General features: G+C 60.5%; 11 protein-coding genes, 1 other RNA gene and 6 pseudogenes. 9 read left to right on the forward strand and 9 right to left on the reverse strand.

The window, feature by feature from the left end:
* Window positions 1–2 precede the first annotated feature (2 nt).
* Window positions 3–485 (forward strand): DUF2269 family protein, encoded by a 483-nt coding sequence (locus N7E02_RS27290; protein ID WP_286580948.1) that lies wholly within the window; start codon window positions 3–5, stop codon window positions 483–485.
* A 66-nt stretch (window positions 486–551) separates the two neighbouring features.
* On the forward strand, window positions 552–1391 hold the full coding sequence (locus N7E02_RS27295) for an aldo/keto reductase (RefSeq protein WP_286580950.1): 840 nt from the start codon (window positions 552–554) through the stop codon (window positions 1389–1391).
* Here N7E02_RS27295 and N7E02_RS27300 read toward each other — a convergent pair.
* The 3 genes and pseudogenes from N7E02_RS27300 to N7E02_RS27310 all read right to left on the reverse strand — a co-directional run bounded on the left by N7E02_RS27300 (window position 1386) and on the right by N7E02_RS27310 (window position 4913).
* Entirely contained in the window at window positions 1386–2411 is a 1026-nt protein-coding gene (locus N7E02_RS27300) for a capsular polysaccharide export protein, LipB/KpsS family (RefSeq protein ID WP_286580953.1), read from the reverse strand. The two genes, N7E02_RS27295 and N7E02_RS27300, sit on opposite strands and share 6 nt — an antisense overlap.
* Before the next feature lie 85 nt (window positions 2412–2496).
* Window positions 2497–3069 (reverse strand): acetolactate synthase small subunit, encoded by a 573-nt coding sequence (ilvN, locus tag N7E02_RS27305; RefSeq protein ID WP_093001181.1) that lies wholly within the window; start codon window positions 3067–3069, stop codon window positions 2497–2499.
* Window positions 3070–3118: 49 nt separating this feature from the next.
* Window positions 3119–4913: pseudogene (locus tag N7E02_RS27310) on the reverse strand (acetolactate synthase 3 large subunit).
* 386 nt (window positions 4914–5299) lie between these two features.
* Here N7E02_RS27310 and N7E02_RS27315 point away from each other — a divergent pair.
* A pseudogene (locus N7E02_RS27315) lies at window positions 5300–6997 on the forward strand (ATP-binding protein); the annotation flags it as partial.
* A 363-nt stretch (window positions 6998–7360) separates the two neighbouring features.
* Here the strand turns inward: N7E02_RS27315 and miaA are convergent.
* A pseudogene (gene miaA / locus N7E02_RS27320) lies at window positions 7361–8280 on the reverse strand (tRNA (adenosine(37)-N6)-dimethylallyltransferase MiaA).
* On the opposite strand from miaA, the pseudogene serB reads away from it, so the two are divergent.
* Window positions 8281–9173, forward strand: a pseudogene (serB, locus tag N7E02_RS27325) (phosphoserine phosphatase SerB).
* Window positions 9170–9754 (forward strand): GNAT family N-acetyltransferase, encoded by a 585-nt coding sequence (locus N7E02_RS27330; RefSeq protein ID WP_286580956.1) that lies wholly within the window; start codon window positions 9170–9172, stop codon window positions 9752–9754. The pseudogene serB and the gene N7E02_RS27330 overlap by 4 nt, the downstream one beginning before the upstream one ends.
* Before the next feature lie 30 nt (window positions 9755–9784).
* On the opposite strand, the gene N7E02_RS27335 is transcribed toward N7E02_RS27330, so the two are convergent.
* The 5 genes and pseudogenes from N7E02_RS27335 to N7E02_RS27355 form a co-directional block, all read right to left on the reverse strand.
* Window positions 9785–11434, reverse strand: coding sequence for a Do family serine endopeptidase (locus N7E02_RS27335; RefSeq protein WP_286580957.1), 1650 nt, complete (start codon window positions 11432–11434; stop codon window positions 9785–9787).
* A 202-nt stretch (window positions 11435–11636) separates the two neighbouring features.
* Window positions 11637–12573: pseudogene (gene hflC / locus N7E02_RS27340) on the reverse strand (protease modulator HflC).
* Window positions 12570–13684 (reverse strand): annotated as a pseudogene (hflK, locus tag N7E02_RS27345) (FtsH protease activity modulator HflK). The pseudogenes hflC and hflK overlap by 4 nt, the downstream one beginning before the upstream one ends.
* Before the next feature lie 201 nt (window positions 13685–13885).
* The gene (locus tag N7E02_RS27350; protein WP_286580959.1) at window positions 13886–14563 is read right to left on the reverse strand and encodes a dihydrofolate reductase; all 678 of its coding nucleotides are present in this window, start codon (window positions 14561–14563) and stop codon (window positions 13886–13888) included.
* Window positions 14564–14667: 104 nt separating this feature from the next.
* A complete protein-coding gene (locus N7E02_RS27355; protein WP_286584060.1) occupies window positions 14668–15462 on the reverse strand; it encodes a thymidylate synthase in 795 nt (264 codons plus the stop codon).
* 141 nt (window positions 15463–15603) lie between these two features.
* On the opposite strand from N7E02_RS27355, the gene ssrA reads away from it, so the two are divergent.
* From ssrA to N7E02_RS27375, 4 genes are all read left to right on the forward strand, one after another.
* Window positions 15604–15968: a transfer-messenger RNA gene (gene ssrA, locus N7E02_RS27360) on the forward strand.
* A 117-nt stretch (window positions 15969–16085) separates the two neighbouring features.
* Entirely contained in the window at window positions 16086–16589 is a 504-nt protein-coding gene (locus tag N7E02_RS27365; RefSeq protein ID WP_286580961.1) for an SspB family protein, read from the forward strand.
* A gap of 9 nt (window positions 16590–16598) precedes the next feature.
* Window positions 16599–16793 carry a DUF4169 family protein gene (locus N7E02_RS27370; RefSeq protein ID WP_286580963.1) on the forward strand — a complete coding sequence of 65 codons (195 nt, stop codon included), beginning with the start codon at window positions 16599–16601 and terminating at the stop codon, window positions 16791–16793.
* 104 nt (window positions 16794–16897) lie between these two features.
* The gene (locus N7E02_RS27375) at window positions 16898–17143 is read left to right on the forward strand and encodes a ribbon-helix-helix domain-containing protein (protein ID WP_286580965.1); all 246 of its coding nucleotides are present in this window, start codon (window positions 16898–16900) and stop codon (window positions 17141–17143) included.
* Window positions 17144–17218 lie beyond the last annotated feature (75 nt).

Consider the following 17218-nt stretch of genomic DNA (forward strand, 5'->3'; position numbering starts at 1 on the left):
TGGTGAATATCGAGAACATCCTTCTCCTGCTGCATGTCATCGGCGCTACCGTCCTGTTCGGTACCGGCGCCGGCATTGCCTTCTTCATGGTGATCGCCAGAGGCACCGAGGACCCCAAGCTGATTGCCCATACCGCCAACACCGTGGTCCTCGCGGATACCGTCTTCACCGCAACAGCCGTCGTGCTGCAGCCGGTCACCGGCTATCTGCTGGCGAGCCGACTGGGCTGGCCTATGACGGAGAGCTGGATTGTCCTGTCGCTCGTCCTCTACGTCGTGACCGGCCTGTTCTGGCTGCCCGTCGTCTGGATCCAGATCCGTCTTCGCGATCTTGCGCGCATCGCTGACGCCAAGTCCGAGCCTTTGCCGGCCATCTGGTTCCGGCTCTATCGCATCTGGTTCGCCTGCGGCTTCCCGGCCTTCTTCGCCGTCCTCGCCATCTTCTTCCTGATGCTGACCAAGCCGGATATTCCGCTCTTCCAGTGAAGCCGCTTGGCATTCCCACATGCTGCATTAGACTGTCCCGATCCATTCCGATCGAGGTTCAGCGCCATGACCGAATTGCCCACCGTCACCCTTCCCTACGGACCATCCGTGCCCGCGCTCGGGCTCGGCACCTGGAAGATGGGCGAGGATCGGAGGCAGGCTGATCGGGAAATTGCCAGCCTGAAGCGAGGCCTGGATCTCGGCCTGACGTTGATCGACACGGCGGAAATGTATGCCGAGGGCGGCGCCGAGGTGATCACCGGCGAAGCGATCGCCGGACGCCGCGACGAGGTGTTTCTCGTCAGCAAGGTCTATCCGCACAATGCCAGCCACCGCGGCGTCATCGAAGCCTGCGAGCGCAGCCTGAGACGCCTCAAGACGGACCGGATCGACCTCTACCTGCTCCATTGGCGTGGCCCGCATCCGCTTGAGGAAACGGTTGCCGGTTTCGAGGAGTTGCAGGCAGCCGGGAAGATCGGCGCCTGGGGCGTTTCCAATTTCGACGTCGATGACATGGAGGAGCTGATGGACGTGCCGGGCGGCGAAAATTGCGCCGCCAACCAGGTGCTCTACAATCTCTCCCGGCGCGGCATTGAACATGATCTCCTGCCCTGGTGCCAAGGACGCAAGATCCCGATCATGGCCTATTCGCCGATCGAACAGGGCCGGATCGTGCGCAATGCCGAACTAATCCAGATCGCCAAGGCCAATCAGGCGACACCGGCGCAGGTCGCTCTCGCCTTCCTCATCAAACGCGGCGTCATCGCCATCCCGAAATCCTCGAGCCCCGAAAGGATCGAGGAGAATGCCGGCGCGATCGGGCTTGAGATCAGTGACGCAGACTGGGCAGCGCTCGATGCGGCATTCCCCGCTCCGAAGGGCAAGCGCCCGCTTGAAATGCTATAAGAGCTTGCGGCCGGCTACGATCGCGTCGATGGTCTGGAAGACATCGGTCACCGCCCAGGTCTCAGGATTCCGGTAGATCGGATAGTGCACGAAGGCAGCCGCCGCCAAGTGATCGACGCTGCGCGTGACCGTCCTGCGACCAGCGATGATACGGCGGGCTCTTTCGCTCATCCGGTCCTCGGTCAGCCCCCAGCCGGAATAGAAGGGCGCGGCGTAGCAGCGGACGGGAACACCTCTCAGCAGGGCATCGAAGCCGAACTGGCTGGCGACGGTCCACACCTCGTCCACGACCTTGAGGATGGCGGCTGCCGAAACAGGCTCGGCGGAAAGCGTCACGCCCGGCTTCCCGGCCGCCATCTCCGTGAGATAGCCCCTGCGATAACCGGCGATCACATCCGGATGGGTGCGGACGATGCAATGGGCGCCACTGGCGAGCGCATCGTTCAACATCGTTTCGAAGGATTCTTCCGATCCGAGCGACCGGGGAACCGAGACGTCACCCCTTACCTGGTCGACTAGCAGCACACGGCGCTTGCCGTTGCCGACGAATGTCGGCTCGTCATGCGGCAGGTGATTGTATTTGGAAAGCCCGTGATGGACGATCGCCTCGCGCACGCTGGCACCGAGGCCCGCATCGGCATCATCCGCCTCGATGATCAGGCGTTCGAGCCGGGATGCGACAGATGCGTCGGTCGACAGACCGAGATCGTCGGCCACGATGGACAGCGGCAGGCTGCCGGATTTACCGAGACCGACGGAGCGCAGAAACCCGTCCTCCAGCCGCCAGTGCGGCAGCAGGCGGGCTGTCGCGATTGCCTTCGTGATCTTCGAGCCGATCCGCCCGCCCCAGGCCATCGTGCCGGCAATGCCCGGCGTGAAGCAGGTACGGATCTCGTCGAGCCCGAGATAATCCTTCACCCACGGCAGATCGTCCCGGAGCCAGTGCATGGCGCCGAGCGGCGTGCCGACGGGCGGCAACCACGGCTTGCCGCCGATCCTTTGCGGGTTATCGGATTTCAAGACTTGAGCATCCCCTCACAATCGAGTTGCTCTCGCCTAACCCGGCGGACAGGTTTTGTCGATGCCCGCCGGATCGATCGGCATGTTACATGCCCTGCGGGCCGCGGTTCATCGCGGCAATGCCGGTGCGGCAGATTTCGATCAGGCCGAGCGGCTTCAGGATCGCCACGAACTGGTCGATCTTCGACGACTTGCCGGTGATCTCAAAGATGAAATGCTCGACGGTCGCATCCACCACCTTGGCCTGGAAGGCATCGGCAAGACGCAGCGTTTCCGCCCGGCGCTCGCCCTCACCAACGACCTTGATCAATGCCACTTCGCGCTCGATCGGCCGCTCCTGGCCAAAATCGCGAGCGCGCACCGTCAGGTCAACGACCCGATGCACCGGCACGATGCGTTCGAGCTGCGCCTTGATCTGCTCCAGCACGAGCGGCGTGCCGTTGGTGACGATCGTGATGCGGGATAGATGCGCTTCGTGCTCGGTTTCCGAAACCGTCAGGCTTTCAATATTGTAGCCGCGGCCGGAAAACAGGCCGATGACGCGGGCGAGCACGCCCGGTTCGTTGCTGACGAGAACCGACAGCGTATGGTTCTCCGGTTTTGCTGTCTCCGGGTTGATGAAGTAGGCCGATCCAGTAGGCTGCTGATGTGCATTCATGGTCTTGGGTCCGTTTCCTCAAGTATTGTCTTAAGAACAGCAGCGCGTATCAAACGAGCTGACGGCCCTTGGCATCGATTGCGGTCGCAACGGCTTCGTCGGTCGCGTCGTCGGGAAGCAGCATTTCGTTATGTGCCTTGCCGGACGGGATCATCGGGAAGCAGTTGGCGAGGTTGGCGACGCGGCAATCGAAGATGACCGGCTTCTTCACCGCGATCATCTCGGCGATCTTGTCGTCCAGTTCCTTCGGATCGTCGCAATACATGCCGATGGCGCCATAGGCTTCCGCCAACTTGACGAAGTCCGGCATCGCTTCCGTGTACGAATTCGACAGGCGGTTGCCATGCAGCAGCTGCTGCCACTGGCGCACCATGCCCATATACTGGTTGTTCAGAATGAAGATCTTGACCGGCAGGTTATACTGGATGGCGCAGGACATTTCCTGGATGCACATCTGGATCGATGCGTCGCCGGCGATGTCGATGACCAGAGCATCGGGATGGGCGACCTGCACGCCGAGTGCGGCCGGCAAGCCGTAGCCCATCGTGCCGAGGCCGCCGGAGGTCATCCAGTGGTTCGGCTCCTCGAAACCGAAGAACTGCGCCGCCCACATCTGGTGCTGGCCGACTTCCGTGGTGATGAAGGTCTCGCGTCCCTTCGATGCCTCATACAGACGCTCCAGGGCGTATTGCGGCATGATGACGTCGTTGGAATTCTTGTAGGAGAACGACTTGCGCGCCCGCCAACCCTCGATCTGCGACCACCAGTCGGCGGTCTGCGCCTTTTCAGGCTTCTTAGGCATTGCCCGCCACAGACGAACCATATCCTCCAGGACGCGGCCGACATCGCCGATGATCGGAACATCGACGCGGACGTTCTTGTTGATCGACGACGGGTCGATGTCGATATGGATCTTCTTGGAATCCGGCGAAAACGCGTTGATGCGACCGGTGATGCGGTCGTCGAAGCGCGCGCCGATACAGACCATGACGTCGCAATCATGCATAGCCATGTTCGCTTCATAGGAACCGTGCATGCCCAGCATGCCGAGCCAGTTCCTGCCCGAAGCCGGATAGGCGCCGAGGCCCATCAGGGTTGAAGTGATCGGAAAACCGGAGAGCTCGACCAGTTCGCGCAGCAGCTTGGACGCTTCGGGACCGGAATTGATGACACCACCGCCGGTATAGAGAATAGGCCTTCTGGCCGTCGCCATCAGTTCCACTGCCGCCTGGATTGCTGCCATGTCGCCGTCGACCTTCGGCTTGTAGCTCTTGTTGATCGCAGTCTCGGACGGCGGCGTGTAGGTGCCGGTAGCGAACTGCACGTCCTTCGGAATATCTACGACGACAGGACCCGGGCGGCCGGTCTGCGCGATGCGGAAGGCTTCATGGATGATGCCGGCCAGATCGTTGACGTCCTTGACCAGCCAGTTGTGCTTGGTGCAGGGGCGCGTGATACCGACCGTATCGGCTTCCTGGAAGGCATCCGAACCAATCAGCGTCGTCGGTACCTGACCGGTCAGGCAGACGAGCGGGATCAGAATCCATCAGGGCATCCTGCAGCGGCGTGACGGCATTGGTGGCACCCGGACCGGAGGTGACCAGCATGACACCGACCTTGCCGGTGGAGCGCGCATAGCCTTCAGCCGCGTGGCCGGCGCCCTGCTCGTGGCGGACGAGGATGTGCTGGATATCCTCCTGCTGGAAGATCTCGTCGTAGATCGGCAGCACCGCTCCTCCGGGATAGCCGAAAATATGCTCGACGCCATTGTCCTTCAGCGCCCTCAGAACGATCTCCGCACCAGTCATCTGGTTGTCGGGGTTCTGATTATTGGTGTCCGTCATCATCTTGGTCCGTTCACTGCTGGATTGTTACCGGCGGCTCCTCCGAGCCGGATTAAGGGCATAAAAAAAGGCCCCTTGAGGAGCCTGTCTTTCCGCGCATGGGTGGCTACCGCCGGACGGTTACACCGTCCTGCCCATGCGCGTTCCCACCACAATAAGTACCTTCGAGATTTTCATGGCAGCGAGTGTTAGCCACATAAATATCATTCGTCAACGCGAGATCGGACAAAATGCGCAACCGCACGAATCCGGAACAACATCCGTCTTCGTCGATTTCCCATATTATACTTGTTGTTAAGCCAGGCCCGATAATCTGGCCACTCGCCAGTTCTGGCTTCGAGCGATCGGGGTCATCGAGTCTCACACCCCAATCGAAGGGGCGCCTCTTGCTGAATGACGACATCCCTCGCCCGGCGCAAGCCGGAGAAACAGAACGTCGCGACACGCAGAAGCGCGGCAACCGCTTCCTCGGCCGGGTCGTCGCCTGCAACGGCTCCCACGCCACGATTGCGGCCGTTGCCGAACAGGGCGAGACCGAACTGACGGAACTCTGGTCCGTCGGCCGCCTGGTCTCGATCAGCGTCGGGTCGAACCGAGTTGTCGCGCTGGCATACTCCATGGAGACGGCAACCCAGGACTGGGCCGAAGGCGAAGATACAAGGTTTCAGATCGAGGTCGAACTCCTCGGCGAGGTGCGCGTTGCGGACGACGGCACTGAACAGTTCTCGACCGGCATCTCGCGCTATCCCTATCTCGGCGCGATCGCCCACCGTATCCGCGCCGCCGACCTCGTGCGCATCTACGATCCCGGCAAGAAAGAGACATGCGTCATCGGCAAGCTCAGCCAGGATGAGAGCATCGATGCCGCGATCCACATTCCCTCCATGCTGTCGAAGCATTTCGCCATCGTCGGCTCGACTGGCGTCGGCAAGTCCACCGCAGTGTCACTGCTTCTGCATCAGGCGATCGAGGCCGATCCGAAACTGCGCGTGCTGATCCTCGATCCGCATAACGAGTTCGCGGCCGCTTTCCCGAACCATGCGGTCGTCATCGACACCGATACGCTCGACCTGCCCTTCTGGCTGATGCGCCTGGAGGAGTTCGCCGAAGTCGTATTCCGCGGCCGCCCGGCGATACCGGAAGAACTGGATATTCTCCGCGATCTCATTCCGGAGGCAAAACGCGCCTTTCGCGGCAGCGATTCGAGCCTGACCCGCCGCACGACGGAAAAAAGCTCGGTAACGGCAGACACGCCGGTGCCCTATCGCATGGCCGATCTACTCGCCCTGATCGATGACCGCATCGGCCGTCTCGAAGGTCGTGCCGAGAAGCCGGCATTGCGGTCACTGAAGATGCGCGTCATCTCCGCCATCAACGACCCGCGCTACCACTTCATGTTCTCCAACAACACGATCAACGACACGATCATGGAGACCATCGCGCATATCTTCCGCATCCCGGGAGACGACCGGCCGATCTCCACCTTCCAGCTGTCAGGCATCCCGTCGGAAGTGGTCAATTCCGTCGCATCGATCCTTTGCCGCATGGCCTTCGAACTGGCGCTGTGGAGCAATGGAGCGATCCATATGCTCGTCGTCTGTGAGGAAGCGCATCGTTACGTTCCGGCCGACCGCGAAATGGGTTTTGTCCCGACGGTTCAGGCGATCTCGCGTATCGCCAAGGAAGGCCGCAAATACGGCGTCTCGCTCGGCGTGATCACCCAGCGGCCGGGCGAACTCGACCAGACGATTCTGTCGCAATGCTCGACCCTGTTTGCCATGCGCCTTTCGAATGATCGAGACCAGGAGATCATCAAGTCGGCCATTCCCAACTCCTCGATCTCGACGACGAGTTTCCTCTCTTCGATCGGCAATGGCGAGGCGATCGCCTTCGGTGAGGCAATCGCCGTTCCGATGCGCATGAAATTCACCCAAGTCGAGAGCAAATATCTGCCAAAAGCCCGCGGCATTGCCGACAAGGGCATGGATGGTACACCGGACACCGTCGACCTGAGGACCATCGTGTCCCGAATGCGCTCTGTCAGCGGCCCCGATATCAGCGCCTTCCAGCAGAGCTACTTGGCCGCCGAATCGAATTATCCAAGCGCGTCGGCTCCTTCGGCACCTGCGCTCGGCGCTGATTTCCCACCGGCCAGCGATCGAGAGGTCGAGGAATGGCGCCGCGAAATCCGTTCCGAACGGCGAGCTGCTCCTCCACTCCATCGGCCGAATTGCCGCGCGAGCCGCTGACGCCCTACCGCCCGGACATGCTGCCCGGCTTCGCCCAGACCGCCGAAGCACCGGCGCAACAATCCCGCACAATCTGGCGCGACCGCTCGGCGGTACCCGGCGGGACGGCGAGCGACGCGCCCGCTGCGCGGCCCAATCCCTTCGTCAAGCGTGAAGGCTCGTTCCGTGAAAGCCTTTAAAGAAGCCGCTGAGCAGCCTCTACGACAAGGACTGAAGCGAGGCGGGCGAGCCGTCGATGCGGCGCCAGGTCTCGTTCATCTGGTTGCGGAACCAGGTCATCTGCCGCTTCGCATATTGCCGGGTCAGCGCCGACGCGCGTTCGACTACGTCCGCTCGCGACATCCCGCCGTCGAGCATGTCGGCGATCTCGCGAACGCCGATCGCCTTCATGACGGGAAGATCGGCCGCAGGATTTTGCGCCATCAGCGCCCGTACCTCTTCGATCGCACCCTGCCTCAGCATCTTCTCGAAGCGCTGGTTGATCCGCTCATGCAGAAGCGCACGCTCGGGCAGCACGACGAATTTGAGCGACCGCTCTGGATCGACGATCATCGGTCCCTGCTTCCCCTGGAATTCCGAGATCGAGCGGCCGGTCGCCTGGAACACTTCCAGCGCCCTGACGATCCTCTGCCCGTCCCGGATCTCAAGCGTCTCGGCGACGGCTGCATCCTTGCCGGAAAGCTCAGCATGCAGGGCCTCCGGCCCTCTTCCTTCAGCCTCAGCCGCACTTCGCAGCGGATCTCCTGCGGGATCTCCGGCATGTCCGAAAGACCGCCCGTCAGCGCCTTGAAATAGAGCCCCGTCCCGCCGACGAAAACCGGCACCTTTCCGGCAGCGCGAACCGTCGGCAGCAGTGCCGTCACATCGCGCAGCCATTCACCTGTCGAATAGGCCGTTGTCGCCGGGACATGGCCGTAGAGGTGATGCGGGACACCTTCCATCTCGTCTTCGGCCGGGCGGGCGCTGAGCACGCGAAGCGTATCGTAAACCTGCATGCTGTCGGCATTGATGACGACGCCATCGCAGTCCTGCGCCAGCTGTACGGCGAGTGCCGACTTGCCGCTGGCGGTCGGCCCGGTTATCAGGATCGCGTCGAAATTCTGCACAAGGTTTTCCATATGGCTTTCGTTGCCACGCTCATTGCCCATCCGTCAAACCCGGTTCTCACACCGGCGCTCGCAGAACAAGCGGAAGGCGCGGTGAAAAGCTCCGGCCTCTACTGGCTGGCTGACGGCATCGCCTGCGATATCGCCCTGCATGACGACGAGGATCCTGAATCTGCGGAAGCCAAGCTGCGCGCCGTCATGGGCAGCGCTCCTATCGATGTCGTCGTGCAGCAGGCGGAGACCCGCCGCAAGCAGTTTCTGATCGCCGACATGGATCTCGACCATGATCGGCCAGGAATGTATTGATGAACTCGCCGATGTCGTTGGCCTGAAGGACAAGGTGGCCACCATCACCGCGCGCGCCATGAACGGCGAGATCGCCTTCGAACCGGCGCTGCGCGAGCGCGTCGCCCTGCTGAAAGGCCTGCCGATCACCGTGGTCGATGAAGTCATCGCCAAGCGCATCACGCTGACCTCCGGCGGCCCGGAACTGATTGCCACAATGAAGGCCAAAGGCTTCTACGCCGCTCTCGTCTCCGGCGGCTTCACCGTCTTCACCAGCCGAGATCGGCGCCACGCTCGGCTTCGACGAGAACCGCGCCAACATCCTGATCGAGAAGGACGGCATCCTCACCGGCGAAGTCGCCGAGCCGATCCTCGGCAAGCAGGCCAAGGTCGATGCGCTGGAAGAGATCTCGGCAAGGCTCGGCATCACGCCCGAGGATGCCATCGCCGTCGGTGACGGCGCTAACGATCTCGGCATGCTCGGTGTCGCCGGTTCGGGCGTCGCTCTTCATGCCAAGCCGACCGTTGCCGCCCAGGCGAAGATGCGGATCGATCACGGCGACCTGACGGCGCTGCTCTACATTCAGGGCTACCGGAAGAGCGATTTCGTCACCCCATGAGCGAACGCGGTGTCATCGTCGAAACGCCGCGCCTGATCCTCGGCACATGGCTGCCGTCGGACCGTGACCTGTTTCGCGAGATCAACGCCGATCCCAAGGTGATGGAATTCTTCCCCTTCCGTCGCAGCCACGAGGAGGCCGACACGTTTCTCGCCAAGCTGAACGGCATGGCGACGGAGGACGGCCTCGGCTTCTATGCAGTCGTGTCGAAGGAGACGCTGGAACCGATGGGTTTCTGCGGCCTGTCACGGCCCAACCTCCTGGGTGTCTTTCCCGAACAGATGGTCGAGATCGGCTGGCGTCTCGCCACGCGCTATTGGGGCAACGGCTATGCCACAGAGGCGGCCAAAGGTATTCTCGACTGGGCTTTCGTCACCAAGAACCTCGATGCGGTCGTTTCCTTCGCGGTCGAGGCCAACCATCGCTCGACGGGCGTGATGAAGCGTATTGGCCTGCATCGGATCGAGGGGCTGGATTTCGACCATCCGCGCGTGCCCGACACCCATCCACACCTGAAACGGCATGTCGTCTACGCGGTCACGCGGGACGAATGGAAACGCCGGATGCTCAGCCGGGCCTGAGGCCCGGCCGAACCGATCAGCAATCCGGTGTTAATCCAGCGGAATGGCGACGAAGCGCAGGTTGCCTGTCTTGTCGGCAATCATGATATGGGCATTGCGGCGTCCTTCGGCCTTCAACGCTTCCATGCGGGTCGTGACATCCTTCGGCGTCTCGACGAAGTCCTGCGCCACCTCGACGATGACCTCGCCCGGTTTGACGCCCTTTTCGGCTGCAAGCGAACCAGCAGCGACTTCGGTGATCACGACACCTTCGACGCTTTCGGCAATGCCAAAACTCTTGCGCTGCTCTTCGCCGAGCGGCGCAATCGTCATGCCATAGGCCGTGACCGGCTCCTTGCTCTGCTCGGCGCCCTGATTGTTGCCCTGGTCGCCATTGTTGGCATCGGGCTCATCGGCGCTATCCGGTTCGTCACTGTCATCGGCAGAAGCGGACTGTGCGCTGTCTTCCAGGCGCCCGAGCGTCACTTTGACGGTCTGCTCCTTGCCGTCGCGCATGATGACAACGTCGACGGCCTTGCCGACCGGGCTTTCGGCCACGATGCGCGGCAGATCACGCATCTCGTTCACCGGCGATCCGTCGAAGCTGGTGATCACGTCGCCGGCCTTGATCTCGCCGTTCTTGATCGGGCCGTCATTGATGATGCCCGACACCAGCGCGCCGCGCGCCCGGTCGAGGCCGAGGCTGTCGGCCACCTCGTCCGTCACCGGCTGGATGCGCACGCCGAGCCAGCCGCGGCGGGTCTCGCCGAACTCGATCAGCTGGCGCACGACGTTTTCCGCGATCTCCGTCGGCACGGCGAAGCCGATGCCGATCGAACCACCCGACGGCGAGATGATCGCCGTGTTGATGCCGATGACCTCGCCGCGCATGTTGAACAGCGGGCCACCGGAATTGCCCTTGTTGATCGCCGCATCCGTCTGGATGAAGTTGTCATAGGGGCCGGCATTGATGTTGCGGCCGCGGGCCGAGATGATGCCGAGCGTCACCGAGCCGCCGAGGCCGAACGGGTTGCCGATCGCCATCACCCAGTCGCCGATGCGCATGCGGCGGGAATCGCCGAACGGCACAGCCTTCAGCGGCGCCTTCGGCTCCACCTTGAGCACCGAGAGGTCGGTCTTTGTATCGGTGCCGATCAGCGTCGCCTTCAGCTTCGACCCGTTCGGGAAGACGACTTCGATATCGTCGGCCCCCTCGATGACGTGGTTGTTGGTCACGACGTAACCGGCTGGGTCGATGACGAAGCCGGAGCCGAGCGAAGAAACCTTCTGGTTGCCCTGCTGGCCACCCTCGCCGTCGAAGAAGTCGTCGAAGAATTCTTGGAAAGGCGAGCCGTCTTGGATCTGCGGCTGCTGCGGCCCGTTGCCGTCGCTCTTGACGCTCTGGGAGGTCGAGATGTTGACCACCGCATCGAGCAGGCCTTCGGACAGGTCGGCGATCGACGCGGGCCCGGCCGGAGCAGTGGCAGCGCCTGGAGCCGGCGGCGGATTGATGGAGGAGGATGGCGGTGGCGGCGCCGGCGGCATCGTGCCGGGCGCGCTGGGCTGAGCTTGCGACGGTGCCGCGGGAGCAGGCGCCTGAGCCTGGGTTTGTGCCCATGCGGACATTGGTGCCGCAGCAATCGCGGCTGCAAGGCCTCCGATGGCAACGCGCTTCCAGGGCGATCGAACCTGCTGAGCCATCTGGCCTCCTAGCATTTTGGACGTATTCGTAGAGCCCAGGAACAAGGGCTTTCAGCTGCCGCCTATTCGAACGACTGAATCGGGCAGAGTTTCGGCAAACAATAAGGCGGAATGCAGCGACGCGAAATTACCTTTTCGTGAGATAGCCGTGCAAAGACGCGGAAAAGAAAGAGCGGCCTAAGCCGCTCTTTCATCTCCTGTATCAGTTTGCCGGTGCCGGGGCGCCACCTGCCGGAGGGGCCGGCGGCGTTGCCGGAGCCTTTCCGTCCGGCGTTTCGAAGAACTTGAAGAACTCCGAATCCGGCGAAAGCACCATCGTGGTCCCGTTATCAGCCAGCGACGCGACATAGGCCCGCATCGATCGATAGAACTCGAAGAAGCTCGGATCGCGCTGGAAGGCTTCGGCGAAGATGCGGTTGCGCTCGGCATCGCCTTCACCTCGGAGGATTTCGGAATCCTCTGGGCTTCCGAGACCAGCTCCACGACCTGGCGATCGGCGATCGCGCGGCGACGTTGGCCCTGCTCGTTACCGCGGGCGCGGATGAGCTCGGCTTCCGCCAGACGCTCGGCGCGCATGCGCTGGAAGGTCTGCTGCGAGACTTCCTGCGTCAGGTCGGTACGACGGATACGAACATCGCGGATCGAAAGACCCAGCGTTTCGGCTGCACCGTTCAGATCGTCACGGACTTCCTGCATCATCGAGACGCGTTCGTCAGACAGCGCGGCGCTGAAGTCACGAAGACCATAGACGCGACGCAGAGCAGCATCGAGACGAGTGCTGAGGCGCGATTCTGCCGATCCCGGTCGCCCGAAACCGTTTCGCGGAAACGCCGCGGATCGGTGATCGCGTAGACGACGAAGGCATCGACTTCGTAGAAGGCGCCGCCGCGGACCTGGACACGGATATTGTCGAGGTCGAAGCGCAGCGCGCGGTCTTCGAGATACTGGACGCGATCGGCATCCATGAAGGCGAACGGCAGCTTGAAGTAGATGCCGGGCTCCTGCTTGACGGACTGGATCTCACCGAAGCGGACGACGATGGCCTGTTCACGCTCGTTCACGACGAAGACCGACGAGTAGACGAGAAACAATATGACAGCCAGACCGATGAGGAAGGCGGGGAGTCGGTTGGAATTCATCGGCTGCCTCCCTGCTGCGCTGCATTCGGATTACGGATCATTTCATTGAGCGGAAGATAGGGAACCGCTCCCTGCTGCTGACCATCCATGATGATCTTGTTGGACGACTTCAGCACCGTTTCCATCGTTTCGAGGAAGATGCGGCGACGGGTGACATCGGGCGCATTGGCATATTCGTTGTAGATCGAGACGAAGCGCTGGGCTTCACCGGTCGCCTCGTTGACGACGCGATCCTTGTAGGCGGATGCTTCTTCGCGAACCTGGGCTGCCTGACCGCGTGCCTGACCGAGCTTCTGGTTGGCATACTGGTTGGCTTCCTCGACGAAGCGATCTTCGTCCTGCTCGGCGCGCTGCACTTCTTCGAAGGCGTCGGCGACTTCGCGCGGCGGAGCCGCATCCTCGATCGGAACTGCGTTGATGGCAATGCCCGAGCCGTAGGTGTCCATCGTGCCCTGGATGATGTTGCGCACCTCGGTCGACATTTCTTCGCGGTTGTCGCGGAAAATGTCCTGTGCCGGGCGGCGACCGACGACTTCGCGCATGGCGCTTTCGGCGACCTGCTGCAATGTCGATGCCGGCGTTTCCAGGTTGAAGAGATAGGCCTTCGGATCGGTAACCGTGAACAGAACCGAGAACTGTACGTTGACGATGTTCTGGTCGCCGGTCAGCATCCAGCCGACATTCGAATTCGACCCCTCGGAGCGCCGATATTCTGCTGCTGCTCGGTGACCTTGACGATCTCGACCGATTCCAGCGGCCAGAGATGGAAATGCAGGCCCGGCATGGAAATTTCTTCCTTGGGCTTGCCGAACCGCAGCTCGACGCCGCGCTCGTCCGGCTGCACCGTATAGACCGACTGGAAAACGAGGAAGGCCGCGATAACCAGAGCCACGATGACGAGTGCGCCACCGTTGAAACCGCCGGGCATGAAGCCCTTCAGGCGATCCTGGCTCTTGCGGATGATGTCCTCGAGATCGGGCGGGCCGCCATTGCCACCGCCGCCGCCACCGCGTGGGCGGTTAGGTCCCTGACCCCAGGGTCCTTGATTGTTACCGCCACCGCCGCCGCCGCCCCACGGGCCGCCGCCGCCATTCTGATTGCTCCAGGGCATCAAAACCTCTTTGTAAGTGTCTCCCTTCCCGCACGGCGCAACTCATCGAAGAACCGCGGGGTTATCGCCCGTTATAGGTATGCGAGAGACGGCTTTCAACGCGCGTTCAATAACTTCCAAGTCAACGGTAACGAAATGTTTCAGTTTGCCGCAGTTTTCCTGTGGTAAATGGCAAAGCGCCTAACTCACGAGCCAAAAAAGTTACGCGAAGAAGTCCAGCTGTTCGCCAGCCTCCTCCTCAAGTCGATGGAGTTTGAGCTCGTACTGCTGCCAGTAAACGTCGATATCAGGCGAGCGCCCCATGAGCTCCTCCTTCACGCGATATCTGTGATATGGCACTCGTCTGCGATATTCGGTAATGCGGAATGGGAATTCGTCCTTATCAGACTTGGGGAATTCCTCTTCGTCCTCAATAATCCATTCTGATTTTGTGCCACGCGTTTTAGCGTCGAAGTCCACTTCGTATTTTGCGTCACCGTTGATGTGACCGCAAAATACATCCGTGACGAATATGCGATTTAGATATGTGTGGAACGTCTTGTATATCTGCTCTCCGCCAATAACAAAAAATTCCATCTTACCGGAAATTATCGACGCCATATCTGCGATCAAAAAGGCAGTCGAAGGATCTGGCGCCCACACGAGATCTTTGTGATCGTTGAGATAATCTGGCTCAGTCCGTGATAGAATTATGTTCTTTCTATTGGGCAGCGGTCGACCGATAGACTCGAAAGTCTTCCGGCCCATGATCACAGCATTTCCTTGGGTACGTTTTTTAAATAACTGGAGATCAGTCCCCAAATGCCATGGCAATTGGTTCTCAATACCAATAATTTTGTCAGGATAACTTCTTGCCACTATTGATGCGACCGAAGGCATTCTGACCTTAGTAGGATTTTTTTCATAGAGTCATGAACCCAACGCGTACTCTCTCAACGTGTCGCTCGGGTTATTATCTTAACAAGCAACTATCAAGGCCAATCTCACACCGCCACCGGCGCTTTGATATGCGGATCGGCGACATAGTCCACCAGTTCGAAATCCTCGAACTTGAAGGAGAAGATGTCCTTCACGTCAGGATTGATCTTCATTGTCGGTAGCGCCTTCGGCTCCCGCGTCATCTGCAGCTTCGCCTGCTCGACATGGTTTGAATAGATATGCGCGTCGCCGAACGTGTGGACGAAATCGCCGAGCTTCAGCCCGGTCACCTGCGCCACCATCATGGTGAAGAGCGCGTAGGAGGCGATGTTGAACGGCACGCCGAGGAAAATGTCGGCCGAGCGCTGGTAAAGCTGGCAGGAAAGCTTGCCGTCGGCGACATAGAACTGGAACAGGCAATGGCAGGGCGGCAGCGCCATGTCGTCGACCTGCGCCGGGTTCCAGGCCGAGACGATATGACGGCGGGAATTCGGATTGGTCTTCAGCCCCTCGATCAGCTGGGCGATCTGGTCGACATGCCCGCCTTCCGGCCGCGGCCAGGAGCGCCACTGATAACCATAGACCGGGCCGAGATCGCCGTTTTCGTCGGCCCATTCGTCCCAGATGGAAACGCCGTTTTCCTTGAGATAGGCGATATTGGTGTCGCCACGCAGGAACCACAGAAGCTCGATGATGATCGAGCGCAGGTGCAGCTTCTTGGTGGTGAGCGCCGGAAAACCTTCCGAAAGGTCGAAGCGCATCTGATAGCCGAACACGGAACGCGTACCGGTCCCCGTGCGGTCGCCGCGGTCGGTGCCGGTTTCCATCACATGCCGGAGAAGATCGAGATATTGCTTCATGGGTCTGGCCACCGATTCCTGAAATCGAGACCTACATAATAGCACGGACGGCCAAGACCAATCACCTGCCGGTGACGACCGCCGCTTATCCAGACCTTTCGCGTAACACGCACGCTGGATTGCGATGCTTATGTGACGGGGCCTCTTTTCAATCGGCTCGCAAACACCTATATCACCCATGCCGGACTTCGGTCCGGATATGGCGATAAACGGTCGGTGTAATAAACCTATTGGACCCGGGGGCGGTACCCGGCGCCTCCACCACAAACTGGCATGATCAGGCCGGTTTATGATGGGGGCGAAATAGGATCGACAAGGGTGTAAAGATCGAACTTTTGCTCGGCATGATACCGCCGTTATCGGGTCACAAGTGTAGTTGCAAACGACAACAACGCTAAGGAATACGCTCTCGCTGCCTAATGGCGGTGCGGGAATTCCGCTCTAAGTCCTTAGGGTTAGCCCCTTAAGGCGGGGTCCGAAGGCACCTGGCAACAGAAGCCTTCACCTTCCCCCTCACTGGAATACAATCGCCCAATGACTCGACAGGACGGGACTACCGTCCGCCGGGATGGCATGGCATAAGCCGTCTTAAATGAAAGACGAACAGGGAAAGACAGGACCGTATGGCTCAGGATCACATCCGTTACGATATTCTGGCTCAGGATGCGCTGCGTGGCGTCATTCGCAAGGTTCTTACGGAAGTTGCGGCCACTGGCCGCTTGCCGGGTGATCACCACTTCTTCATCACCTTCCTCACCGGCGCGCCGGGCGTGCGCATTTCGCAGCATCTCAAGGCGAAATACACCGAGCAGATGACCATCGTCGTCCAGCACCAGTTCTGGGACCTCAAGGTTACCGACACGCAGTTCGAAATCGGCCTTTCCTTCTCCGATACGCCGGAGCGTCTCGTCATTCCTTTCAACGCCATCCGTGGCTTCTACGACCCCTCGGTGAACTTCGAACTGGAATTCGAAGTGCCGCTCGTCGAGGAGGAGGAAGCCTCCGCCGAGATCACCGCGATCCCGGTCGATGCGGTTTCCAAGCCCGCCGAGGAAAAGAAGGAAGGGGCCGAGGAGAAAAAGGAAGGCTCCGTCGTCTCGCTCGATTCCTTCCGCAAGAAACAATAGGCGAGAGCCATGGGTGACGTCGTCAACCTCCGGCAGTTCCGCAAGACGAAGGCCCGTTCCGAGAAGGAAAAACAGGCCGAGCAGAACCGCCTGAGCCACGGCCGTACCAAGGACGAAAAATCTCTGACGACGGCCCTGAACGAGAAGGCCGAGAAGAAACTGGATCAGGGACGCCTGGAAAAGTCCCAAAAAGATCCAGAGTAAGTGGACATTAAGGGCCCGTTACCCGTCCTATTTGGCGACGCTTGACCCATTTCGTTCCGCCGCCTGTATAGGGCCCATTGGTCATGATGATCACGGAGCCCCACTTGATTCACAAGCATTCTGCGACCCTTCACGGACACCGCACCAGCTTCTCCCTCGAGGACGAATTCTGGTCGGAATTGAAGACGATCGCCAGGGCCAGAGGCATGAGCCTGGCCGGCCTTATTACCGATATTGACGACCAGCGAGCCTCTGGAAGCAACCTGTCTTCCGCCTTGCGGGTCTATGTTCTTCGCTATCTCAAACAATCAGACAAAATTGAAAATTCGGAAAAAGAAATAATCTCCTAATAAAAATTAACCCTACATCGGTTCTGCTTCTAGGGTTGCGTCTGCCGCGCCCTAGAAAATTCTCTCAACGGTCGA

It is taken from the genome of Terrirhizobium terrae, from assembly GCF_030323265.1.
Taxonomy (GTDB): domain Bacteria; phylum Pseudomonadota; class Alphaproteobacteria; order Rhizobiales; family Rhizobiaceae; genus Neorhizobium.